The sequence below is a fragment of the Chromobacterium paludis genome (assembly GCF_008275125.1).
Lineage (GTDB): Bacteria > Pseudomonadota > Gammaproteobacteria > Burkholderiales > Chromobacteriaceae > Chromobacterium > Chromobacterium paludis.
Map to the genome: position 1 here is coordinate 833,201 of NZ_CP043473.1, position 22,038 is coordinate 855,238.

21 protein-coding genes are annotated in these 22,038 nt (G+C 64.8%); 13 read left to right on the forward strand and 8 right to left on the reverse strand.

Features of this window, described 5'->3' with window-relative positions; translation table 11 throughout:
- Positions 1-177 precede the first annotated feature (177 nt).
- A complete protein-coding gene (locus FYK34_RS03790) occupies positions 178-1,104 on the reverse strand; it encodes a 2-hydroxyacid dehydrogenase (RefSeq protein WP_149295130.1) in 927 nt (308 codons plus the stop codon).
- 143 nt (positions 1,105-1,247) lie between these two features.
- On the opposite strand from FYK34_RS03790, the gene FYK34_RS03795 reads away from it, so the two are divergent.
- Both FYK34_RS03795 and FYK34_RS03800 read left to right on the forward strand, forming a co-directional pair.
- Positions 1,248-2,474 carry a hypothetical protein gene (locus FYK34_RS03795; protein ID WP_149295131.1) on the forward strand — a complete coding sequence of 409 codons (1,227 nt, stop codon included), beginning with the start codon at positions 1,248-1,250 and terminating at the stop codon, positions 2,472-2,474.
- A 25-nt stretch (positions 2,475-2,499) separates the two neighbouring features.
- Complete coding sequence (locus FYK34_RS03800) at positions 2,500-3,312, forward strand: EamA family transporter (RefSeq protein ID WP_149295132.1); 813 nt, start codon at positions 2,500-2,502, stop codon at positions 3,310-3,312.
- On the opposite strand, the gene FYK34_RS03805 is transcribed toward FYK34_RS03800, so the two are convergent.
- From FYK34_RS03805 to FYK34_RS03815, 3 genes are read right to left on the reverse strand one after another with little or no spacing between them, the layout of a single operon-like run.
- Complete coding sequence (locus FYK34_RS03805; RefSeq protein ID WP_168209636.1) at positions 3,309-4,109, reverse strand: HAD hydrolase family protein; 801 nt, start codon at positions 4,107-4,109, stop codon at positions 3,309-3,311. The two genes, FYK34_RS03800 and FYK34_RS03805, sit on opposite strands and share 4 nt — an antisense overlap.
- 38 nt (positions 4,110-4,147) lie before the next feature.
- Entirely contained in the window at positions 4,148-4,597 is a 450-nt protein-coding gene (locus FYK34_RS03810; protein WP_149295134.1) for a putative immunity protein, read from the reverse strand.
- Positions 4,598-4,603: 6 nt separating this feature from the next.
- A complete protein-coding gene (locus tag FYK34_RS03815; RefSeq protein WP_149295135.1) occupies positions 4,604-5,971 on the reverse strand; it encodes an HD-GYP domain-containing protein in 1,368 nt (455 codons plus the stop codon).
- Between the two features lie 183 nt (positions 5,972-6,154).
- Between FYK34_RS03815 and FYK34_RS03820 the strand changes: the two genes are divergently transcribed.
- Positions 6,155-6,664, forward strand: coding sequence for a GNAT family N-acetyltransferase (locus tag FYK34_RS03820; protein WP_149295136.1), 510 nt, complete (start codon positions 6,155-6,157; stop codon positions 6,662-6,664).
- Positions 6,665-6,840: 176 nt separating this feature from the next.
- Positions 6,841-7,014 carry a hypothetical protein gene (locus FYK34_RS20395; protein WP_168209637.1) on the forward strand — a complete coding sequence of 58 codons (174 nt, stop codon included), beginning with the start codon at positions 6,841-6,843 and terminating at the stop codon, positions 7,012-7,014.
- A 142-nt stretch (positions 7,015-7,156) separates the two neighbouring features.
- Here FYK34_RS20395 and FYK34_RS03825 read toward each other — a convergent pair whose 3' ends face one another.
- Positions 7,157-8,242: an IS5 family transposase gene (locus FYK34_RS03825; protein ID WP_149295137.1), complete on the reverse strand. Its 1,086-nt coding sequence runs from the start codon at positions 8,240-8,242 to the stop codon at positions 7,157-7,159.
- An 84-nt stretch (positions 8,243-8,326) separates the two neighbouring features.
- Here FYK34_RS03825 and FYK34_RS03830 point away from each other — a divergent pair, with 84 nt between their 5' ends.
- Positions 8,327-8,566 carry a hypothetical protein gene (locus tag FYK34_RS03830; RefSeq protein WP_168209638.1) on the forward strand — a complete coding sequence of 80 codons (240 nt, stop codon included), beginning with the start codon at positions 8,327-8,329 and terminating at the stop codon, positions 8,564-8,566.
- A gap of 9 nt (positions 8,567-8,575) precedes the next feature.
- Here FYK34_RS03830 and FYK34_RS03835 read toward each other — a convergent pair whose 3' ends face one another.
- From FYK34_RS03835 to FYK34_RS03845, 3 genes are all read right to left on the reverse strand, one after another.
- Entirely contained in the window at positions 8,576-9,019 is a 444-nt protein-coding gene (locus FYK34_RS03835; RefSeq protein WP_149295139.1) for a GNAT family N-acetyltransferase, read from the reverse strand.
- Position 9,020: 1 nt separating this feature from the next.
- Positions 9,021-10,496, reverse strand: coding sequence for a protein adenylyltransferase SelO (locus tag FYK34_RS03840; protein WP_149295140.1), 1,476 nt, complete (start codon positions 10,494-10,496; stop codon positions 9,021-9,023).
- A gap of 310 nt (positions 10,497-10,806) precedes the next feature.
- Complete coding sequence (locus tag FYK34_RS03845) at positions 10,807-13,065, reverse strand: YgiQ family radical SAM protein (RefSeq protein WP_149295141.1); 2,259 nt, start codon at positions 13,063-13,065, stop codon at positions 10,807-10,809.
- 265 nt (positions 13,066-13,330) lie between these two features.
- Between FYK34_RS03845 and FYK34_RS03850 the strand changes: the two genes are divergently transcribed.
- The 8 genes from FYK34_RS03850 (at position 13,331) to FYK34_RS03880 (ending at position 22,008) form a co-directional block, all read left to right on the forward strand.
- The gene (locus tag FYK34_RS03850; protein WP_149295142.1) at positions 13,331-14,182 is read left to right on the forward strand and encodes a Kdo hydroxylase family protein; all 852 of its coding nucleotides are present in this window, start codon (positions 13,331-13,333) and stop codon (positions 14,180-14,182) included.
- A 67-nt stretch (positions 14,183-14,249) separates the two neighbouring features.
- Positions 14,250-14,510: a methyltransferase domain-containing protein gene (locus FYK34_RS20665; RefSeq protein WP_196782604.1), complete on the forward strand. Its 261-nt coding sequence runs from the start codon at positions 14,250-14,252 to the stop codon at positions 14,508-14,510.
- Positions 14,507-14,857 carry a hypothetical protein gene (locus FYK34_RS20670; RefSeq protein WP_196782606.1) on the forward strand — a complete coding sequence of 117 codons (351 nt, stop codon included), beginning with the start codon at positions 14,507-14,509 and terminating at the stop codon, positions 14,855-14,857. Before FYK34_RS20665 ends, FYK34_RS20670 begins: the two co-directional genes overlap by 4 nt.
- Positions 14,858-14,981: 124 nt before the next feature.
- Positions 14,982-16,664, forward strand: coding sequence for a glutamine--tRNA ligase/YqeY domain fusion protein (locus FYK34_RS03860; RefSeq protein WP_149295143.1), 1,683 nt, complete (start codon positions 14,982-14,984; stop codon positions 16,662-16,664).
- 443 nt (positions 16,665-17,107) lie between these two features.
- The gene (locus FYK34_RS03865) at positions 17,108-18,325 is read left to right on the forward strand and encodes a 6-phosphofructokinase (RefSeq protein ID WP_149295144.1); all 1,218 of its coding nucleotides are present in this window, start codon (positions 17,108-17,110) and stop codon (positions 18,323-18,325) included.
- 117 nt (positions 18,326-18,442) lie between these two features.
- Entirely contained in the window at positions 18,443-19,816 is a 1,374-nt protein-coding gene (gene cysS, locus FYK34_RS03870) for a cysteine--tRNA ligase (protein WP_149295145.1), read from the forward strand.
- 109 nt (positions 19,817-19,925) lie between these two features.
- Positions 19,926-20,141: a 50S ribosomal protein L31 gene (gene rpmE / locus FYK34_RS03875; RefSeq protein WP_149295146.1), complete on the forward strand. Its 216-nt coding sequence runs from the start codon at positions 19,926-19,928 to the stop codon at positions 20,139-20,141.
- A 205-nt stretch (positions 20,142-20,346) separates the two neighbouring features.
- Positions 20,347-22,008, forward strand: coding sequence for an ArnT family glycosyltransferase (locus FYK34_RS03880; protein WP_149295147.1), 1,662 nt, complete (start codon positions 20,347-20,349; stop codon positions 22,006-22,008).
- The last annotated feature ends 30 nt before the right edge of the window (positions 22,009-22,038 follow it).

The window sequence follows — 22,038 nt, forward strand, 5'->3', positions numbered from 1 at the left end:
GACTTAGCGTCGCTAAGCAAATTTCCTTAGGGAGGCCGGGCCAAGGCGCGCCGACGCAGGCTGCGCCAGGCATGCGGCAAGGCGGCGCCATGCAGGATCCGGACTTGGGGGGCGGCTTTGCTCGACGCCGCGTCGCGCGCGGCGTCCTGGTTGGCAGGAGGGGAGCGCGTAGCGGTCTCAATACCCCTGCCCGCGCTGAACGAGTCCGGCAACCGGCAGCCCGCCCGCCAGGCGGCGCAGCCCGTCCACAATCTGCTCCACCGCGGGTTGGCGCAAGGTGATGGCGGCCACATGCGGGGTGACGGCCACGGCGGGGTGCCGCCACAAGGGATGAGAGGCCGGCAGCGGCTCCTCGGGGAAAACATCCAGCAGCGCGCCGCGCAGATGGCCGCTATCCAGCAGCGAGAGCAGCGCGTCCAGATCCAGCAGGTCGCCGCGGCCGGCGTTGATCACCATGGCGCCTTGCGGCAGCGCTTCCAGCCGTTGACGGTTGAGCAGGCCCTGCGTATCCGGCGTGGACGGCAGCACGCAAGCCAGCACCTGGCTGTCCGCCAAGATTTGCTCCAGCCCGCCGCCGCCATGAAGGCAGCGCATATGCTCCACCGTTTTGGCGCTGCGGCTCCAGCCGCTGACGCGATAGCCGTCCGCCGCCAGGGCGCGCGCCACGGCCGAGCCTATCTCTCCCAGCCCCAGCACGCCGACGCGAATATCGCCCGGCAGGCGCGGCGCCAGCTTGCGCCATTGGCCTTCAGCCTGCTGGCGGCGGTACAAGTCCATATTGCGCTGATAGCCCAGCACGCCGTAGCGCACGTATTCGGCCATCTGCGCCGACATCCCGCCGTCCAGCAGGCGATAGACAGGCAGACCGGCCGGCAGGTCCGGCCGGGTCATCAGCTTGTCCACGCCGGCGCCCAGCGCGAACAGGCCTTCCAGCCGCGGCATGTCCGCCAGCAAGCCATCGGGCAGCCCCCAGGCGACAAGATGGCGCACGGACGACAGGTCGGCGTGCGCCAAGTCGACGAATTCGCGCTCCGGCATGGCGGCGCGGAACAGGTCGAGATAGGCGGCGACTTCTTTCGGGCTGGGGGTGTGGATCAGGATCATGGCTTTGGTCTGAGGAAGGATTATGACTGCAGTATATCGCGCATCTGCGCGCGGCGGCGCGGCTAGGGGCAAACCGCAAGTCATTGTGGCCGGTGGAGCGGTCTCGCTATACCAGAGACATGATGAACCAGCGGGAGAACGCGATGCGGGACCAAACAATTCAAAGCCTGTTTGCGGCGCGCGGGCTGCGGGCCTTGGTCGATGGCGCGGACGTGGAGGGCGCGGGCTGGCTCTTGGCCTGCGATATCGAAGGGCCGCTGTTCCTGGGCGATTTCATCGCCGAAGCGCTGACCGCCAGGCTGAAGCCGGAAGCCGGCGCGGCGGATGCCACGCCATCCTACGGGCAAATCCTGTATGGCGAAGGCTATCGCGCCTTTTCCGAGGATATCGCCCGGCAGCGTCGGCCGCAGGGACATCGCGTTGGCCCGCCGCCGGCGGCAGGCTACACGCTGGCGCAGGAAGGCACCGACACCATTTTCGCTTTGCCCATGCTGCTGGCGGCGGGCGTGGATTATGCCTATTTGGAGGCATTGGCCTTGCGCTCCGGCGCGACGCCCGGCGCGCAAGGCATGGCGCTGGGATTGGAGCGCATGGGGTGGCGGCTGGCGGGCATCACCACGGCGCCGCAACAGCCTTACCGGCAAGTGGCCGAGCGATGCGGCTGGCTGGCGCCGGCGCGGGTGTTGGGTTCGCCGTTTCCCTTGGCCGAGGCGGAGGCCTGCCTGCGCGGCCATGGCCGATGGGAGCCGGAGATGGCGCTGGCGCGGGCCTATCTGCAAGACGCTTATGAGCTGATAGACGGCATGTCCGAGGTGTGGATGGACGGCGCGACGCGGCGGCGGCATTTCTCCAATGCCGGCCGTCAGCTGTTGCGGCAACGCTTCCGCCGTTTTTATCGGGAAGAACTGGGCATTTCCTATGCGCCGGGTGAACGGCGAGGCAGGCTGGCGCCGACGCTGCTGGGCCGCATCGTGGAGGCCAGCGTCATGGTGGGCGACCGCTCCAAGGCCGCGCTGGCCATGAGCCTGGCGCGGCGCGGAGGCGGCTTGGCGCGGCTGGTGGCCATGGGCGACGGCGCCAACGACGCGGAGATGTTGCGCCGCGCGCCGTGGTCCATAGGCGTCAACGGTCCCGACGCGGCGCGGGCGGCCGGCATAGGCTTGGTGACCGACGACATGCGGCACGCGTTGGCCGTGTTGCGCTGGATAGATAAAGGCGTGGGCGATGTCGACGCGGTCATCGCTAGGGCGCGAGAGGAGTTGGGCGGCGCGGCGCTGGTGCATAGAGGCGGCGCGGGGCTGACGCCGGAGCTGGAGGAGCGGCACAGATGGATGAAACGGAAGCTGCGCGGTGAGTTCGTCACTTACTGAGGCGCCGGTCCGGGGAGGCCGAGGGGTGTCCGGCGCCGGGATGGCGGTATTGTCCATGTGCTGCGTGCAGTTCGGCGCGGCGTGGTCGCAGCCGGCCTCGCAAAGCCTGGGCGCGCCAAGCGCGACGGCGTGGCGATTGATTTTCGCCGCCTTGCTTTTGCTGGCATGGAAGCGCCCGGCGTTGCCGCGACGGGCCGGCGCCTGGCTCAGCGTTACGCTATTGGGCGCGGCGATGGCGGGCATGCTGATCGCTTTCTTCGCCGCCATCAGAACCTTGCCGCAGGGGCTGGCGGTGGCCATCAATCTGCTGGGGCCCTTGCTGCTGGCCTGGCGCGCGGGCAGCGGGCCGCGGCGCGGCTGGTGGCCATTGCTGGCCCTGGCCGGCATCTTGGCGCTATCCCGGCATGGCGAGCGCTGGACGGTGGATGGCGCTGGGCTGAGCTGGGCGGTTTTGGGCGCGGCATGCTGGGCGGCCTATATCGTTCTGCTTAGGCGGGTGGGGGAGCAATGCCGCGGCAGCGACGGCGTGGCGCTGGCCTTGCCGGCCGCCGCCGCGCTCGCCTCGCCATTGTGCTGGATGGCGGCGGCGCGGCCGGAGGCGGGCATGCTGTTGCGGCTGGCGGCTTGGTCGCTGCTGATGCCCGTCCTGCCTTACCTGCTGGAGCTGGCGGCGCTGCGGCGCATGAGCGCGGCTTCCTTCGGCGTGCTGATGAGCCTGGAGCCGGCGGTGGCGGTGTTGGCCGGCGCGCTGGCGCAGGGCCAGTCCGTGACGCCGCTGCAGTTGGTCGGCCTGGTCATGGTGACGGCGGCCAGCCTGGGCGCCTTGTCCGAGAGCTAGCCCGCGTAGCGCGCGCCCAAGCGTCGCATCGCGCCTATCAATGCCGTCTCGGTGTCATCGTCGCGCGCGATGCGCTCCGCCGCCAGCGGCCTCAGCTGCGCATGCTCGCCTATTTGCACCGCGTGGCGCGCGGCGCCGAACATGGACAGGTCATTGCTATCGTTGCCGAAACAGACCAGTTGCTCCGCCGCCACGCCGTGGCGCAGCAGCGCGCTCATCTTGCTGACGCCCTTGGCCGTGATGTCCACGATCTGCTGGTCGGAATGGTGATGGACTGCGATGTCGTCGCGCTGGTCCAGCGCCAGCTGCAGGGCCGGGCCGTCCGCGCACTCGGTGACCAGCAGCTTGACCGGCAGTCGGATGTCGTCGCGAGACACCGGCGTGGCTCGCTTGGCCGGGTCCACCCAGTTCATGAAGGGGTGGGCGGGGTCGCCGTTGTAGTGGTAGTGCCAGGGCAGGTCCACCAGGCAGGAGGCCTGGAAGCGCTCAGTCAGTTCGAACAGCTGGTCCAGCGTGCGCCGGGGCAGGGGTTGGATGTCGCTGAGCTCGCCGCGATGGTAGGTCATGGCGCCGTTGGAGCCGACGAACAGGCCGTGGTGAAAACGCTGGTCTAGCAGGTGCAGCATGTCGCGGTAGGGGCGGGCGGAGGCGAAGCCTATCTCATGGCCCTGATCTTCCAGCTCGCTGAGCGCGTCTTGTATGGCCGGGCTGATGGTGGCGCCGTCGAAGCAGAGGGTGCCGTCTATGTCGAAAATGAAGTGCATGAAGGGTGGCGGGTGGCGTGGTTCGGCAGGCATTGTACTGGTCGGCGCGGGGCGGCGGAAGCAGCCTGTGCTTATTGCGCCGCCAGCGTTTGCAATCGCCGAACCTGCCAGGCGCATTCCGGCAGAAACGATGCCGGGTCCGCCGCCGCGCCGTAGCCGCCTGCGCCATACACAGCGGCATAGGCCGCGTAGTCCGCCGCCGGCAGGGCGCGGCCGGCCAATGCCATGGCTACGGCGTGGCTGGCCGACACCGCCGCGTGGCCGCAACCGTCCAGCGAGGGCGAGCCGGGATGGGCGCGGGCCAGTTCGGCGGCGCGCCGGGCCAGGGCGTCTAGCGCCGTGCGGTCGATTTCTTCCGCCAGATAGTGCTCCAGCCCATCCAGGCAGGCTTGGACCTCCCGGTTTTCCAGCAGATGCTCCACGCGGCGAGCGCAGTCCAAGCCGAAACGCAGGCGCAGCGTTTCGTGTTCCGGCGCATCCAGCCGTAGCGACGCGGCCAGCGCATTCAGGGTGTCGTTCATCGCGGCTTAGGTCAGGCAGATGGCGTCGCTTTCCAGCGCGCCTTCCAGCCGCAATATGCCCTCCAGCGCGGCGAAGCAGGCTGGGTCCAGCGCGCTGCCCAGGTTTTGCCGCATGATGTCCAGCGTCTTGGGGATAGGGTTCTCCGGGTGATAGGGCCGTTCGGCATGGATGGCGTCGAAGACGTCCGCCGTGGTGATGATGCGGGTTTCCAGCGCGATTTCGCCGGCCTTGAGGCCGCGCGGATAGCCCTTGCCGTCCAGCCGCTCATGGTGGGCGCCGGCCACGCGGGCCAGCTCGGAGAAGGATTCAATGCGGCCGAGTATGGTCTCGGTGTAGCCGGGGTGGAGGCGGATGGCGGCCCATTCCGCCTCGTCCAGCGCGCCGGGTTTGTCCAGCACGGTGTTGCTGACGCCCAGCTTGCCCACGTCGTGCAGCAGCGCGCCGCGCTTGAGCCAGCGCCGGCGCGGGGCGTCAAGGCCCAGTTCCTCTCCTATCCTGTCCGCGTAATGGCCCACGCGCAGGCTGTGGCCGGCGGTGAACGGGCTCTTGGAGTCCACCACCTGGCCGAAGCCTTCGGCGATTTCGTCCATATAGTCCTCGTCCAGCGGCACCGCGCATTGCGCCGGCTCCAGCGCCAGCACGGCTTGTTCGATGTCGTCGGCCTCCAGCTGCCGCCAGAAGGCGTCGTCATGGGCCGCGCCGCGGAAGGCGGCCACCAGTTCCGGGTCGAACCAGGCGCCGCCGCGGCTTACCGCCTCGTCCAGCGCGGCATGGCGGCCGTGTGTGATGTGGAACACGTCTATCACCTGGGCCAGCAGCGCGATGCGCGCATTGAGCGGAATGGCGTCGCCGCGCAGGCCCAGCGGCCGGCCGGAGCCGTCCCAGTGTTCATCCAGGCACTGGATGCCGCGCGCCACATTGTCGTTGAAGCGCAGCTGGCGCGCGATGTCGGCGCCGCGGTGGCAACGCGTGTTGATCAGCTCGTCCGCCATCTCCTTGCCGCGCAGCAGCACGTTGACGATGGACGAGGCGCGCTCCCGCCAGCTGGCGGCGTGGGTGCCGGTGTTGCCGAAGACGAAGCCCAGCATCTGCGGCAGGCTGGCGCCCACCAGCTTGAAGTCCTGTTTGAAGCGGCGGTCGTCGGTCAGGTAAAGCTCGCTGATGCGGGCGGCGTTGCTGCTGCAGCCCAGGTCTTTCAGCAGGATGGCGTAGTACAAGTCCCACAAGGCCTGCGGCTCCAGGCCGATGGCGCGGCCGATATGCATGCCTATCCAGCAGCTGCGCACGCAATGGCCTGCCGGTTGGCCTTCGGTGATGTCCAGCGCGTAGCTGAGCGCGCTGATCAATTGCGACAGTTTCAGGGTGGCGGCCATGGGCGCCTCCTTGCCGGCGGCGGTTGGGCGATGCTTTGTTTATCAGCGGCGGCGGCGATTTGCGCAATCCATCCGTATCCGGGTGGTCTGATTTTATGGACTGGACAGGGGGCGGGACCGGCCGCATGATGAATCGAGCATGTTTGATGCATAACCTCGTCGAATTTACTCGGAGCCCCAGCCATGCCCGCCATCGCGACCCTGGATTTTCTGACCTCGCGCGACTTCGCCACCGTAGCCCGACTCGGCGCGGAAATCTGGCGCAAGCATTTCATTTCCATGATCACGCTGGAGCAGATCGACTACATGGTGTCCGGCCGCTACACGCCGGAAAAACTGAGCCGCTACCTGGACGCGCCGGACCGCTGGTTCCGCCTGCTGCGCGTGGACGGCCAGCCGTCCGGCTACTGCAGCTACGCGCTGACGGACAGGCCCGGCGAGATGAAGCTGGAGCAGCTGTATCTATTGGAAACCCTGCGCGGCCAGGGCCTGGGCGGCCGCATGATGGACGAAGTGGAAGCCGCCGCGCGCGCCAAGGGCTGCGCCACGCTGATGCTGACCGTCAACCGCCACAACGCCGACGCCATCGCCGTGTATGAAAAACGCGGCTTCAGTGTGCGGGAGCAGGTGGTGGCCGATATCGGCAATGGCTTTGTGATGGATGATTATGTGATGGAAAAGCATTTGATGTGATTGTCAAGAAAAAGCACATGGCGCCGCTTCTCATGTTTTTGGAGGCGGCGTTTTGTTTGATGACCCAGTTTTAGGTAGTTGCCGATACTGCTTGCCAGAAAAATGCCAAAGGCATTACTATGTCATTGCTGCAATGTAAATTTTGTTTACAAAAGACGGATAAATAAGGGAAGAGTATGAAAATAAAACTATTTGTTGTTGCGCTGGGTGTGGTGTCCGGGGTAGCGCAGGCCGGTTGGCGGCCTGTGATCCACAGCGATAATCTGAATGTCGCGGTAAATTATGGTGGAGGATCGGTGGGTTATGCCGAGAGCCGGATTGGTGCTGCAGGGCCATTAGCAGGCCGTTGAAAAACACGTCGATCTTGCCCCAACCCATTTCCGCATGAACAAAAATGGGCGGTTTCAGCGGGCAGAATGCCCATAAATCCGTTCTCTGCCTGGGTTTTCAGGCTGTTTGCCGGTTATCCGGCGATTTTGGGCGCAATACGCCCTATACATGCGATCCGCCCCAGCAACCGGACAGGCTGCCCATGCGGATCAGGTTATAGGTCGCAAACGCTAAAAAAGTTTGCCCGGCCAGTTTGGCCCGGCCGATCAGTTTGGTTTTGCGAAGGCCTCCGACGGTTTTCAGCCAGCCGAAGCATTCCTCGATCCGTTTGCGTCGCCGCTGGCTGATCGCGTAACCCTCATGGCGCGTGGTGCGGCTGTCGATGGCGCTGCCGACACGCTTGCGCGCCACGTGCGGCGTGATGCCCAAGTCTCTGCAGCCGTTCACGAAAGCCGGCGTGTCATAGCCCTTGTCCGCGCCGACGGTGCTGCCTTTCTTGGCATTGCGCAGCAACAGGTTCAGCGCTTCGATGTTTTCGGCGTGGCCATTGACCTCGGACACCGAGACGTCCACCACCAGACCGTTGCGGTTCTCGGTCAGGATATGGGCCATATGGCACAAGCGGCTGGCGTCGCCGGCGCTCTTGCGGGCCAGTCGCGCTTCCGGATCGGTTCGCGATTGATGCGTCTGGTTGCTTCGCTTCTCGCCCCGGAAATCGACGTCCGGGTTGCGCCCTGCGGGTGGGGACGTGTCGTCATCCTTGTGAACAAAGCTTTTGTGCGAAGCCCAGGCATCGATCAGCGTGCCGTCGACGCTGAAATGTTCGTCGCTGGTGAGCTTGCCCCACTCGGCCAGGCTGCGTACGCGAATGAAGAAGGCGCGGGCGACGTCTTCGGTAAACAAGCGGTCGCGATTTTGCGAGAAGGTCGAGTGATCCCATACGCGGGCATCGGCGGAAAGGCCGACGAACCAGCGAAACAGCAGGTTGTAGTCCAGTTGCTCTACCAGCAGCCGCTCGGAGCGGATGGTGTAGAGCACTTGCAGCAGGGAGGCGCGCAGCAGATGTTCAGGCGGAATCGAAGGCCGCCCGACGCGGGAATATAAGCCGTCGAATACGTCATTCATCGAGCCGAGCACCAGGTCGACCATCTGGCGGATCTTGCGCAGCGGGTGATGAGCCGGGATGCGATCTTCCAGCTGGATGTAGCTGAACAGATTGGTCTGACTGTCGTTGCGGACGCCTCTCATCGGGTGCTTTCGCGGTTCGTTGGATGTTGATGATTATACCAAATGAATGGCTGTTGGTTTTTCAACGGCCTGTTAGGTGGGGTGGTGAATCAGCTCAAGGCCTTGCCTTACGATTTGCAGCAGGCGTTGAATGGCCGAGTGGCGCCGATGATCAATCAGAATGGGGCTTCATTCCAGGGCGGCGTGGTGAGCGGCAATGCGGTGGTAACGATGCAGCCAGTTGCGAATGGCGTGACCTATCTGTCGGTTTCCGGACTGAATTACGCGCTGGCTGATAAGAACGTAGCGGTGGTTCTGATCAAGGAGCCACCGCTTCTTTTTTAATACCTTGGGCTAGCAGTGCTCCATATAAAGTCTTTCAGGAGTTTCTGCGACGATGCTGAGGCCTTGTCTCAAATAGAATGCTTGCGCCAGCTTGTTGACTTGCAGCACGCGGAGACGAACTGGCTTGTTTTCGTTTTGTCCTTGTTGGAGTACAGACTGCAATATCTGGGCGCCTAGCCCCCGGTTTCTGAATTCTGGAAGCAGGTAGAGCTTGAGCAGTTGCAGATGCGTTGGATGGTTTTCCAGACTGATCAATCCAACGATCTGTTTGTTTGATGACGCGATCCAATGCTGATGGGGATCGAAGTGATCACGGTGGCCGTCGCGCTGATAGTTTTGGTCCCAGCCCCATGTCAGATCAACGTAATGTTTCATAGCCGCTTCGAAAATTTCGAAAGCCACCGGTTCGTCACTTAGCGTCGCTTGGCGCAGCGTGAAGCTTGGTTTAGTCATGTCACGTCCCACAAAACGTCCTATATCCCTCCGCCACTTCCGGCGCGGCCGGCAGCGCGTAGCGCGCCAGTCCCTCGCGTTCGTTGAACGGGTCGCGCAAGACTTCCAATAGTTTCAAGGTGGGCCCCATGTCGCCATGCTCGCTGGCGGCGTCCAGCGCTTCTTCCACCAGATGGTTGCGGGCGATGTAGAGCGGGTTTTCGCGGCGCATGGCGGCGGCGATGTCTTGCGGACGGCGGGTGCGCGGCACCTGGCGGTTGTGCCATTGTTTGAGCCACGGTTCCAGCGCGTCCGGGGAGGGGAACAGGGCAGCCAGGCGCTCGCTTCTGCCTTCCGCCTCGTCGGCCAGATAGCGCCAGGCCAGGGTGTGGTCCACCCCGTAGGCCGCCAGCAGGGCCAGCCAGTCTTCCGTTAATTGCAGATCGGCCGGCTTGGCGTCCAGCAGGCCCAGCTTGCGGCGCGCCTGGTCCAGCCAGGCGGCCTGATAGCGTTCGGCGAAGCCTTCGATGATTTCGGTGGCGGCCGGCACGGCGGCGGCGGGATCGTCCGGGGAGATCAGCGGCAGCAGGGTCTCGGCGAAGCGGGCCAGGTTCCATTGCGCGATGGCCGGCTGGTTGCCGTAGGCGTAGCGGCCGTTGTGGTCTATGGAACTGAACACGGTGTCCGGGTGGTGGGCATCCATGAAGGCGCAGGGGCCGAAATCTATGGTTTCGCCGGACAGCGCCATATTGTCGGTGTTCATCACGCCATGGATGAAGCCGGCGTGCATCCAGCGCGCGATCAGCGCCGCCTGCCGTTCCGCCGCGGCTTGCAATAGCTTGAGGTAGCGGTTCTCTTGCCGCGCCAGTTCCGGGTAGTGGCGGGCCAGGGTGTAGTCGGCCAGCTTGCGCAGCATGTCGGCTTCGCCGCGGATGGCGAAGTATTGGAAGGTGCCGACGCGCAGATGGCTGGCGGCGACGCGGGTCAACACCGCGCCGGGCAGCGGCCGTTCGCGCTGCACGGCCTCGCCGGTGGCCACGACCGCCAGCGCGCGGGTGGCGGGGATGGCCAGGGCCTGCATGGCCTCGCCCAGTATCAGTTCGCGCAGCATGGGACCGACTGCCGCCTTGCCGTCGCCGCGGCGGGAAAACACGGTGCGGCCGCTGCCCTTGAATGCGATGTCGCGGCGCAGGCCGTTTTTGTCTATCACTTCGCCCAAGAGCAGGGCGCGGCCATCGCCCAGCGACGGCGACAGCCCGCCGAACTGGTGGCCGGCATAAGCCTGGGCGATGGGCTGGGCGCCTGCGGGCAGGGCCGCGCCGGAGAACAGCCTGGCCAGCTCGGCTTCGCCGGCCTGGCTGGCGTCCAGGCCCAGCTCGTCGGCCAATGCGGCGTTCCAATACAGCAACTGCGGCAAGTAGGGCGCCTCCGGCTGCGCCGCTTCCCAGGCGCCCGTAAGTTCGCGGGCGTAGCTGTGGTCGAAGTCGATATGGATCATGCTTGGCCTCGTGGATGGGTCTCTTGCGCAGCCCCTCTCCCGCTAGCGGAGCGAGACTTTGCTGCGTGGGCGGCTGGTTGTTCGCGGTTCTGCTTGCGCTTCTTTACGCGTGCCCTCTGTTCCGCGAGGGAAGGCGCGCTGTCGTCTGTCCGCCAGCTTAGCTGCCGCATGTTGCGGTCTTGCGCATGCGGCCGGCTTGGCCATTTTGCGCCTTGGCGCCAGCCATGGCTAGACCATTGGCATTTATGCTGCGCGCGCGGTGGAAATCAAAACGCCACGCCCATTGCTGGCGCGTGGCGTGGTGCTGGCATCAGCGGCCCGACTTCTTGCCGCTGCCTTGCGCGCGGCTGGCTGGCGGCTTGCCCGTTGCCGGTTTGCCGCCCTGGCCGCGCGCGCCGACTGCCGCCGGCTTGCCGCGCTGGCCTTGCGGCGCCTGCCGCGCGCCGGTGCTCTTGCCGCGGTTCATGGGCGCGCCCATCTTGTGGCGCACGGCGGCGGCCTTGTCGCCCGGCGGCGTCGGCGGGATCAGGCAGTGCTTGCTGTGGCCGATCAGGTCGCCGCGGCCCATATTGAGCAGCGCGTCGTGGATGATCTGCCAGTTGTCCGGGTGGTGGTAGCGCAGAAAAGCCTTGTGCAGCTTGCGGCGGTAACCGTCGCGCACCACGTCCACCTTTTCCGAGCTGCGGCCCAGCCGCTTCAGCGGGTTGCGGCGGGTGTGCCACATGGTGGTGGCCAGCGCCATCGGCGTGGGGGTGAAGGTCTGCACCTGGTCCAGGCGGAAGTTGTTCTTCTTCAGCCACAGCGCCAGATTCATCATGTCTTCGTCGCTGGTGCCCGGGTGGGCGGCGATGAAGTAGGGGATCAAATACTGTTCCTTGCCGGCCTGGCGGCTGAAGCGCTCGAACAATTCCTTGAACTTGTCGTAAGCGCCCATGCCCGGCTTCATCATCTTGGACAGCGGGCCGTCCTCGGTGTGCTCCGGCGCGATCTTCAGATAGCCGCCCACGTGGTGCTGCACCAGTTCCTTGATGTACTCGGGCGAGCGCACGGCCAGGTCGTAGCGCAGGCCGGACTGGATGTTGATCTTCTTCACGCCCGGCAGCGCGCGCGCCTTGCGGTACAGCTGGATCAGGTGGCTGTGATCGGTGTTGAGGTTCTCGCAGATGTCCGGGAACACGCAGGACAGCTTTCTACAGGACGATTCGATCTTCGGGTCCTTGCAGGAGAGGCGGTACATGTTCGCCGTCGGGCCGCCCAGGTCGGAGATGTGGCCGGTGAAGCCCGGCGTCTTGTCGCGGATTTCCTCGATCTCGCGCAGGATGGATTCTTCCGAACGGCTCTGAATGATGCGGCCTTCGTGCTCGGTGATGGAGCAGAAGGTGCAACCGCCGAAACAGCCGCGCATGATGTTGACCGAATACTTGATCATCTCCCAGGCCGGGATGTGGGCGTCGCCGTAGCTGGGGTGCGGATTGCGGGCGTAGGGCAGGCCGTAGACGAAGTCCATTTCCTCGGTGGAAAGCGGAATCGGCGGCGGGTTCAGCCACACGTCGCGCTCGCCGTGCAGCTGCACCAGGGCGCGGGCGTTGCCGGGGTTGGATTCCAGGTGCAGGGTGCGGCTGGCGTGGGCGTACAGCACCGGGTCGTGCGCCACGGCTTCGTAGGCTGGGATGCGCAGCACGGTCTTGGCGCGCTCGGCGCGGCGCTTGGCCAGGCGCTCCTCGCGCGACTCGATGCGGATGACCTGCGGCTTGGACGGGTCCATGCCCTTGGTGGCCTCAGCCGCCTGTTCCGGGATTTCTTGATACGGATTCAGGTGCGGATCGACGCGGCCCGGCTCGTCCACCACGCTGGAGTCCATCTCCTGCCATTCTTCGTCCGGCTTCCAGCCGTGCGGCACGATGAAGGCGGTGCCGCGCACGTCGCGGATTTCATTGAGCTTCTCGCCTTTGGCCGCGCGGTGGGCGATTTCCACCAGCGCGCGCTCGGCGTTGCCGAACAGCAGGATGTCGGCCTTGGAGGTGATCAGCACCGACTGGCGGACCTTGTCGCTCCAGTAGTCGTAATGGGCGATGCGGCGCAGGCTGGCCTCGATCGAGCCTATCATCACGCCTATGCCGGGATAGGCTTCGCGGCAGCGCTGGGCGTAGACGGTGACGGCGCGGTCCGGCCGCTTGTTGGGCTCGGCGTTCGGCGTGTAGGCGTCGTCCGAGCGCGGCTTGCGGTCGGCGGTGTAGCGGTTGATCATCGAATCCATATTGCCGGCGGTGACGCCGAAGAACAGATTCGGCCGGCCCAGCTCGCGGAAGGCGTCCGCGCTGTGCCAGTCCGGCTGCGAGATGATGCCGACACGAAAACCCTGCGCCTCCAGCAAGCGGCCCACCAGCGCCATGCCGAAGCTTGGGTGGTCGATATAGCAATCCCCGGTGATCAGGATGATGTCGCAGGAGTCCCAGCCCAGCTGGTCCATCTCGGCGCGGGTCATCGGCAGGAACGGGGCGGTGCCGAAACGGCTGGCCCAGTACTTGCGGTAGGAATCGATAGGTTTGGCGGCTTGCGGAGTAGTCATGCGTTCACGTCTATTTCTGGCAGCCGGCCATTATGCCGCATTTCGATAAAAAAATCAGCATAAACAACTGTTTATTGCGCTTAATTGTCCGGCTGCGGGTAGGGCTTTTGTCTGCGGGATTTTTCCCGCCAAATCAAGGCGCTGTCCTGGCCTGTCCTGGCGGCGGGCTGCCTTTGCCGGGCGTTTGGGTGTACCCTGTCGCTTTGTGCGGCGCAGCAGCGATAGCTTGCGCGCCGCCTGTCGCCATGGATAAGGAAGCGGAATCATGACGGAGCGCATCGTCAGCGTGCAGGCTGGGGAAACCGGCTGGGTGAAAAAACTGGAAGCGGGCGCGGTGCTGCATGTGCCTGATTTCGGCTTCAAGCTGGACGCGGCCGAGCAAGCCTTGCTCAATCCCGCCATCGCCGATCCCAAGCGCAAGAACATCAGCCTGGAGCCGAACAACGGGGCGCTGCATGGCGTGCTGGGCGGCGACGATGCCCAGCGGGCGGTGCGCGCGCTGGTCTCGCGTTATCAGCAGGCGGCGGCGGATCTGCTGGCCCAGGTTTTGCCGGAGTATCAGGGCAAGACCCGCGCCGCGCCCACCAGCCTGCGCCTGGTGCGGGTGGAAGACCGCAAGACCTCTTGGCGCAAGGACGACAGCCGGCTGCACGTGGACGCCTTCCCGTCGCGCCCCACTTATGGCGAGCGCATCCTGCGCGTGTTCTGCAACGTCAACCCGGCGGGCGAGCCGCGCGTATGGCGCGTGGGCGAGCCGTTCGAGGACATGGCCAGAAAGATGCTGCCGCGCGTGCCGCGCCAATGGCCGGGCTCGGCCGCGCTGCTGGCGGCTTTGAAAATCACCAAACGCAAACGCAGCGCTTACGATCACATCATGCTGCATCTGCACGATGCGATGAAGGCTGATTTGGCTTATCAGAAGGATTGCCCGCAGCAGACCGTGCCGTTCGCGCCGGGCGGCGCCTGGATCTGTTTCTCCGATCACGCCTCGCACGCGGTGATGTCCGGCCAGTTCATGCTGGAGCAGACGCTGTGGCTGCCGCTGGAGAAAATGGACGATCCGGCCAAGTCTCCGCTGCGGCAGCTGGAGCGGCTGACGAGCAGGGCGCTGATATGAGTGGCGCGTCTGTCTTGCATGATCGGCCGCCATCGCGGCGTCGATGGCGGTTTGTGGCGGTGGTTTTATGAGAGAGCCAGAAGCAGTGTCGGATGTCCGCTTGGGCGGCGCGCGCGATGCTTGGTTGGCGCGCTGGCTGCCCATGCTGCGCGAGTCGTGCGCGCATGGCCCGGTGCTGGAGATAGGCTGCGGCGAGGGCGAGGATTCCGCCACGCTGATGGAAGCGGGGCTGGCGTTGATCGCTTTCGACCTGTCGGCGGAGGCCGTCGCCGTCGCGCGCCGGGCGGCGAGTTCCACTGTCAGGATGCCCGGCAACCGTTCCCGTTGAATGGACGGCAGCCTGGCGCGGCGGTGGCCAGCCTGTCGCTGCATTATTTTCCTTGGGATGAAACGCTGGATATCGTGGCGCGCATTCGCCAGAGCCTGCCGCCTGGCGGCAAGCTGCTGTGCCGGCTCAACGCTACCGACGATCACCATTACGGCTCCAGCGGCCATCCTGAAATCGCGCCCGATTATTATCTGGTGGAAGGCTCCCCCAAGCGCTTTTTCAACGAGCGGGCGGTGCGCCAACTGTTTGCGGACGGCTGGCGCGTGCTGTCGCTGGAACATCGTGTGTCTGGCAAATACGGCCTGCCCAAGGCCTTGTGGGAAGTGGTGCTGGAGCGGGTAGGCTGAGCCGTGGCAGGCGCCGATTCGGCGGGAGCGTTCGCCACTTCCCTCGGGTATCTGCGCCCTCTCGGAAAATGCGCTGAAAATCGGTTACAATGGCCGATTCGCTATCCATACCCACAGCCAGAACATGAGCACGGAAAACCACGCGCCGGTTGTCAACAACTTCATTCGCAGCATCATCGACGAGGACCTGGCCACGGGCCGCCGCGGTTCCGTGATGACGCGCTTCCCGCCGGAGCCGAATGGCTTCGCCCACATTGGCCATGCCAAGGCGATCTGCATCAATTTCGGCCTGGCCGAAGATTACCAGGGCCAGTGCAATCTGCGCATGGACGACACCAATCCGGAAAAGGAATCGGACGAGTTCGTCGAGGCGTTCAAGGAGGACATCGCCTGGCTGGGCTTCAAGTGGAACGGCGAGGTTCGTTTCGCTTCGGACTACTTTGACCGCCTGTACGATTACGCCGTTGAGCTGATCCAGGCCGGCAAGGCCTATGTGGATGACCTATCCGCCGAGGAAATGCGCCAGTATCGCGGCAGCCTGACCGAGCCGGGCAAGAACAGCCCCTACCGCGAGCGCAGCCCGGAAGAGAACCTGGACCTGTTCACCCGGATGAAGAACGGCGAGTTCGCCGACGGCAGCAAGACGCTGCGCCTGAAGATAGACATGGCCTCGCCCAACATCAATCTGCGCGATCCGGCCATCTACCGCATCCGCCGCGTGCATCATCACCGCACCGGCGACAAGTGGTGCATCTACCCGATGTACGACTACACCCACTGCATCTCCGACGCCATCGAGGGCATCACGCATTCGCTGTGTTCGCTGGAGTTTGAAGACCACCGCCCGCTGTACGACTGGGTGCTGGACAACATCAGCATCGAGCACCATCCGCAGCAGATCGAATTCTCGCGCTTGGAGCTGCTGTACGCGCTGACCTCCAAGCGCAAGCTGCAAGCCTTGGTCAACGACGGCTTCGTCACCGGCTGGGACGATCCGCGCATGCCCACCATCGCCGGCATGCGCCGCCGCGGCTACAGCCCGGCCGGCATCAAGCTGTTCGCCCAGCGCATCGGCGTGTCGAAGAGCGAAAACATCATCGACATGGCCATTCTGGAAGGCGCGGTGCGCGAGACGCTGGAAAACGATTCGCCGCGCGTGATGGCCGTGGTCAACCCGCTGAAAGTGACGCTGACCAACTATGACGCCGCCGTCACCGCCAGCCGCAGCGCGCCGTTCCACCCGCATCACCCGGAGTTCGGCGAGCGCGATGTGCCCATCGCCCGCGAAATCTGGATCGAGCGCGACGACTTCGCCGAGGTGCCGCCGCCCAAGTGGCAGCGCCTGACCGCCGGCGGCGAAGTGCGGCTGCGCTACTCCTACGTGATCAAGTGCGAGGAAGTGGTGAAGGACGCCAATGGCGAGATCGTCGAGCTGAAGTGCTCGATCGACCACGACACCCTGGGCAAGAACCCGGAAGGCCGCAAGGTCAAGGGCGTGATCCACTGGGTGTCGGCCGTGCACGCCATCCAGGCCGATGTGCGCTGGTATGATCGCCTGTTCACCGAGTCGCGCCCCGATGCGGTGCGCGGCGAGGACGGCGAATATGTCGACTTCCGCCAATTCCTGAATCCGGAATCGCTGAAGCTGGTCCCGGCCTATGTCGAGGCTTCTGTGCTGCAGGCGGCGCCGGAAACGCGCTTCCAGTTCGAACGCCTGGGTTACTTCGTGACCGACCGTTACGAGCACCAGCCGGGCGTCAAGGCGGTGTTCAACCGCACCGTGGGCCTGAAGGACAGCTGGAAGTAAAGCCCGCGCCTGTCGGCAAGATCAAGACCTCCCGTTTTGGCGGGAGGTTTTTTTTCGTCTGACAGTTTGCGTGGGGCAGCGGCGTGTGTCCCGAGCCGGGATGAGGGGGCGGGTCTGGCGGCGGCGCTTGGCGCGATAGGGTGTTGCGCGCGCGCATCGCGCGCATGGCTTGCCCGGAGGCGCAGGATGTTGCCTTGTAGCGCGTTTAGAGCTTTATAGATCAATCGTTTGTTGTTTTATTACTTTTGCCGGCCGCGCCATGGCTCGCGTCTTGGGTGGCCTGCATCGGAATAATCGATTTGCGAAGGATCAAACGCTTGTAAATCGGCGCTCTGGCGAGGTTGAGCCGTATTCGGGCGTGGTGGTAAGGTGTGCCTATCCGATGCCTGGCTTGCGGGCTGTTGCGGCGCCAGGCGCTACTTTTACCCTACAGGTAGAACGCCATGTCCAAACCAAGAGCTGTATATCTGCAATCCGGCGGTCCCACCGCCGTGCTGAACGCTTCCGCCCAGGGCGCGATTGAGACCGCGCGCCGGCTGGGCCTGTCGCTGTATGCCGCCTTTGATGGCTTGGCGGGCTTGCTGGAAGGGCGCCTGTGCGATACCGATGGCGTGCCCGACACCGCCATCGCCCAGCTCGCCTTCATGCCGGGTGGCAGCTTCGGCGTCAGCCGCCGCATGATCGGCACCTTCGAGGAGGCGCCGGAAGACTGGCTGCGCCTGCGCGACGTGCTGGCCAAGCACGACATTCACTATCTGCTGATCAATGGCGGCAACGGCTCGCTGGGTTGCGCCGAGCGCCTGGTGGATTTTGAAAAGCATACCGGCTACAAGCTGGGCGTGATCGGCATTCCCAAGACCATAGACAACGACTTGGTCGGCACCGACAACAGCCCGGGCTACGGCTCGTCCGCCAAATTCCTGGCCAGCGCCATGCGCGAGGTGGGCCTGGACATGACCAGCATGGGCTGGGGCCGCGTTTTCATCATGGAGACCATGGGCCGCCACACCGGCTGGCTGGCCGCCGCCTGCGCCGCCTCTTCGCGCAGCCCGCAGGAAGCGCCGCACATCCTGCTGTTGCCGGAAGTGCCGTTCGATCAGGAGCGTTTCCTGGCTGCGCTGGACGCCAGCCTGGCCAAGTACGGCCAGTGCGCCATCGCCGTGGCGGAGGGCATCACGGACAAGGACGGCCGCTTCGTCGCCGAGGCCAAGAAGTCCGAAACCTATGGCCACGAGCAACTGGGCGGCGCCGGCCACTGGCTGGCCCAGCTGATCCTGAGCGAGCGCGGCATTTCCGCCCACGTGGCCCAGGTGGACTATCTGCAGCGCGCCGGCGGCCACCTGGCTTCCGCCACCGACGTGCGCCAAGCCTATGTGATGGGCGAGCGCGCGGTGGAGTGGCTGCTGGCCGGCAAGACCGGTCTGATGGCGGGCATCGAGCGCCTGAACGACCATCCCTACTGCTGGAACGTGGCGGAAGTGCCCTTGTCCGCGGTGGGGGACAAGGAAAAGTGCCTGCCGCCGGAATTCATCGGCGAGGATGGCTTCAGCGTGACCCAGGCCTTCCTCGACTACGTCAAGCCCCTGATGGAGGGCGAGCGCATCCCGCCGTTCAAGGATGGCCTGCCGGATTACCGCCCCATCGCCTGGCCCAAGATCTGAACGCCACGCGCCATCCAAACCGCCGGCTCGCCGGCGGTTTTTGCTTGGCGGCTGCTGCGGCCGCGCGCCATCTGTTACAATCTCCCTCTTTTTGACCGAACACCATAGGTTGCAAACATGCTGAGTCTGTACAACACACTGACCCGCCAGAAGGAAGCGTTCACACCCATCGAACCCGGCAAAGTGCGCATGTACGTCTGTGGCATGACCGTCTACGACCTCTGCCACATCGGCCACGCGCGCATGCTGGCTGCTTTTGACGTGATCTACCGTTGGCTCAAGACCTCCGGTTACGACGTGACTTACGTCCGCAACATCACCGATATCGAAGACAAGATCATCAAGCGCGCGCTGGAGCGCGGCATCACGCCGGACCAGCTGGTGGAAGAAACCATCGCCGACATGCACCAGGACGCGGCCGCGCTGGGCCTGCTGCCGCCGACGCACGAGCCGCGCGCCACCCATCATGTGGGCGGCATGATCGCGCTGATCGAACAGCTGATCGCCAACGGCAAGGCCTATCCGGCCGCCAATGGCGACGTCTACTACGCGGTGCGCGAGTTCGAGGGCTACGGCAAACTGTCCGGCCGCACCCTGGACAAGCTGCGGGCCGGCGAGCGCGTGGAAGTGGACCCGAACAAGCGCGATCCGCTGGACTTCGTGCTGTGGAAGGCCGCCAAGCCGGGCGAGCCGTCCTGGGACAGCCCGTGGGGCAAGGGCCGTCCGGGCTGGCATATCGAGTGCTCGGTGATGAGCTGCCATCATCTGGGCGAGCATTTCGACATCCACGGCGGCGGCGAGGACCTGCAGTTCCCGCACCATGAGAATGAAATCGCCCAGTCCGAGGGCGCGCATGGCCACCAGTACGTCAATTACTGGCTGCACAACGGCTTCATCAATGTCGACGGCGAGAAAATGTCCAAGAGCCTGGGCAATTTCTTCACCATCCGCGATGTGCTGCAGCATTTCGACGGCGAAGTGATCCGCTTCTTCATCGTGCGCAGCCACTACCGCAGCCCGGTGAACTACACCGACAGCATCCTCAACGACGCCAAGCAGGGCCTGACCCGCTTGTATACCGCCCTGCGCGGCATCGAATTGCCGGCGTCCCAAGGCATTGATTGGAACAACGCCTACGCTGCGCGCTTCAAGGCGGCGATGGACGACGACTTCAATTCGTCCGAGGCGGTGGCGGTGCTGTTCGAGCTGGCGGGCGAGGTGAACAAGAGCCGCGACCCGCTGCTGGCCCGCCTGCTGAAGGACCTGGCCGGCGTGCTGGGCCTGCTCGCCCGCGATCCGGAAGACTTTCTCAAGGGCGGCGCGGTCGAGGGCGAGTTGTCCGCGGAACAAGTGGAAGCGCTGATCCAGGCGCGCAAGGACGCGCGCGCGGCCAAGAACTGGGCCGAGTCCGACCGCATCCGCGACGAGCTGACCGCCAAGGGCATCGTGCTGGAAGACGGCGCGGGCGGCACCAGCTGGCGCCGCGCTTGATCCGGGTTTGGCCGCCTGCGCTTGTCAACGGTAGTCAAACGGCGGATAATGCCGTGTTTCGTAAAGCAGTACAGGCAAAACCCCTGTACCCGATTTGAAAGGTAGAGAGATGAAAACCGATATTCACCCGAACTACAAAGAACTGAACGTTACCTGCTCCTGCGGCAACCAGTTCGTGACCAAGTCCACCATGTCCAAGGACGCCTTCTCCATCGAAGTGTGCTCCAGCTGCCACCCGTTCTACACCGGCAAGCAAAAGATCGTGGACACCGCAGGTCGCGTGGACAAGTTCAACCAGAAGTTCGGCAGCTTCTTCAAGCGCTAATCGCGTTTGTCGTAGACGAAGCATCTGGAAAAAAGGCAGCCATGGCTGCCTTTTTTGCTTTGCGCGCGCGGCGATGGCCAGCCTGATGGTTCATCGCCTATCGGGATATAATGACCAGCCGAGTCGGTCGCCGTAATCGGCGACCCGTCCTCCCATACCCAAATCGAACCGCTCCCGGCCGCCGGTAAGCGGAGTCCAAACGACCATGCTGACTTATTCCGCTCAGGCCAGCCAATTGGCCAAGCCAACCGAAAAACCCTGGGTCTTGCTGCTGCTGTGCTTTATCTGGCTGTGGCCCGGCATCCTGGGGCATGACCCGTGGAAGCCTGACGAGCCGTATGTGCTGGCGGTGGCGCAAGCCATGTTGCGCAGCGGCGACTGGCTGCTGCCCACGCTGAACGGCGTGCCTTACCTGGACAATCCGCCGCTGTACTACTGGCTGGCGGCGGGCTGCATCAAGCTGTTTTCGCCGTGGCTGTTGACGGCGCATGACGCCGCCCGGCTGGCCACGCCGCTCCTGATGTCGCTGGCCTTGCTGCTGGCGGGCATGGCGGGGCGCGACCTGATAGGCCGCCGCCATGGCCGCAGCGTGGTGATGATCCTGATTGGCTGCCTGGGCCTGGTCGAGTCCGGCCATCAGCTCACGCCCGTCATCGCCGGTTTTGCCGGCTTCGTGGCCGCCTTTTACTCGCTGTCGCTGAGCCTGCGCTCGCCTGGGCTCGCCGGCGCCTTGCTGGGCGCGGCCAGCGTGGCCACTTTCCTGGGCGGCAGCCTGGCGGACCTGATGCTGATCTGGCTGACTGCGCTGATGCTGCCGGCCTTCAGCGCCTGGCGCCACAAGAACTACGCGCTGACGCTGCTGCTGGCCTTGCTGGTGGCCTTGCCCGCCACGCTGATCTGGCCCCTGCTGCTGTTGCGCGAATACCCCGCCGTGTTTGCCGATTGGTGGTCCAATTACGCCCTGGGCCAGACCAGCGGCTTCCATCATGTGCGTCTGTTCCACGACTTTGGCTACTACACCAAGAACGTGCTGTGGTTTGCCTTTCCGGCCTGGCCGCTGGCGTTGTGGACGCTGTACCGCAACCGGCAATTGCAATCGCCCAAGCTGCAGCTGCCCTTGTTGTTCACCTTGATGATCGCGCTGCTGCTGACCCTGTCTGACCGCGCCAGCATCACCGACGCCATGCCGTTGCTGCTGCCGCTGTCCATCCTGGCGGCGGTGGAGCTGGACACGCTGCGGCGCGGCGCGGCCGCCTTCCTGAACTGGTTCGCGTTGATGACCTTCGGTTTGTTCGGTCTTCTGGTATGGCTGGGCTGGGCGGCGATGAATTACGGCTGGCCGGAGGGCTTGGCCGGACGCGCGCGATATTTCAGCCCCTTTTACCAGCCCCATGTGTCCTGGTGGCAGGCCGTGGGGGCGCTGCTGGCGACGCTGGTTTGGCTATGGGCGCTGAGCCGGCCGCATCTGCGCGGCCGCCAGGCCATCACCAATTGGACCGCCGGCCTGATTTTGCTGTGGGGCCTGGCCATGTCCTTGTGGTTGCCCTGGTTCGATGCCGCCAAGAGCTATCGTCCGGTGGTGCAGAGCATGTTGCGCAAACTGCCCGCGGGCGGCGTGTCCTGCATCGCCACCGAGCGTTACAACCGCCTGGCGCTGATCAGCTGGAAATACTACGCGGACATGGACCTGGTGCCGTTTCCCGCAGGGGAAACGCCGCCTTGCGATTACTGGCTGGTGGTGCGTGACAAGAGCGAGGGCATGGCGGAGCCGGGCTGGCAGGTATTGTGGACCGGCCACCGACCGCGCGAGGACAATCTCACTTTCGCCTTGCTGCAGCGGCTGCCGCCCGCGCAAGCGCCGGATTGAGACTCGGCAAAGGACGCCGGCGCTTGCCAT

Excerpts from the sequence above, each read along its gene's own strand:
- FYK34_RS03790 (WP_149295130.1), bottom strand. The coding sequence starts at position 1,104 with ATGATCCTGATCCACACCCCCAGCCCGAAAGAAGTCGCCGCCTATCTC.
- FYK34_RS03795 (WP_149295131.1), top strand. The coding sequence starts at position 1,248 with ATGCGGGACCAAACAATTCAAAGCCTGTTTGCGGCGCGCGGGCTGCGG.
- FYK34_RS03805 (WP_168209636.1), bottom strand. The coding sequence starts at position 4,109 with ATGCCTGCCGAACCACGCCACCCGCCACCCTTCATGCACTTCATTTTC.
- FYK34_RS03810 (WP_149295134.1), bottom strand. The coding sequence starts at position 4,597 with ATGAACGACACCCTGAATGCGCTGGCCGCGTCGCTACGGCTGGATGCG.
- FYK34_RS03815 (WP_149295135.1), bottom strand. The coding sequence starts at position 5,971 with ATGGCCGCCACCCTGAAACTGTCGCAATTGATCAGCGCGCTCAGCTAC.
- FYK34_RS03820 (WP_149295136.1), top strand. The coding sequence starts at position 6,155 with ATGCCCGCCATCGCGACCCTGGATTTTCTGACCTCGCGCGACTTCGCC.
- FYK34_RS20395 (WP_168209637.1), top strand. The coding sequence starts at position 6,841 with ATGAAAATAAAACTATTTGTTGTTGCGCTGGGTGTGGTGTCCGGGGTA.
- FYK34_RS03825 (WP_149295137.1), bottom strand. The coding sequence starts at position 8,242 with ATGAGAGGCGTCCGCAACGACAGTCAGACCAATCTGTTCAGCTACATC.
- FYK34_RS03835 (WP_149295139.1), bottom strand. The coding sequence starts at position 9,019 with ATGACTAAACCAAGCTTCACGCTGCGCCAAGCGACGCTAAGTGACGAA.
- FYK34_RS03840 (WP_149295140.1), bottom strand. The coding sequence starts at position 10,496 with ATGATCCATATCGACTTCGACCACAGCTACGCCCGCGAACTTACGGGC.
- FYK34_RS03845 (WP_149295141.1), bottom strand. The coding sequence starts at position 13,065 with ATGACTACTCCGCAAGCCGCCAAACCTATCGATTCCTACCGCAAGTAC.
- FYK34_RS03850 (WP_149295142.1), top strand. The coding sequence starts at position 13,331 with ATGACGGAGCGCATCGTCAGCGTGCAGGCTGGGGAAACCGGCTGGGTG.
- FYK34_RS20665 (WP_196782604.1), top strand. The coding sequence starts at position 14,250 with ATGAGAGAGCCAGAAGCAGTGTCGGATGTCCGCTTGGGCGGCGCGCGC.
- FYK34_RS03860 (WP_149295143.1), top strand. The coding sequence starts at position 14,982 with ATGAGCACGGAAAACCACGCGCCGGTTGTCAACAACTTCATTCGCAGC.
- FYK34_RS03865 (WP_149295144.1), top strand. The coding sequence starts at position 17,108 with ATGTCCAAACCAAGAGCTGTATATCTGCAATCCGGCGGTCCCACCGCC.
- cysS (WP_149295145.1), top strand. The coding sequence starts at position 18,443 with ATGCTGAGTCTGTACAACACACTGACCCGCCAGAAGGAAGCGTTCACA.
- rpmE (WP_149295146.1), top strand. The coding sequence starts at position 19,926 with ATGAAAACCGATATTCACCCGAACTACAAAGAACTGAACGTTACCTGC.
- FYK34_RS03880 (WP_149295147.1), top strand. The coding sequence starts at position 20,347 with ATGCTGACTTATTCCGCTCAGGCCAGCCAATTGGCCAAGCCAACCGAA.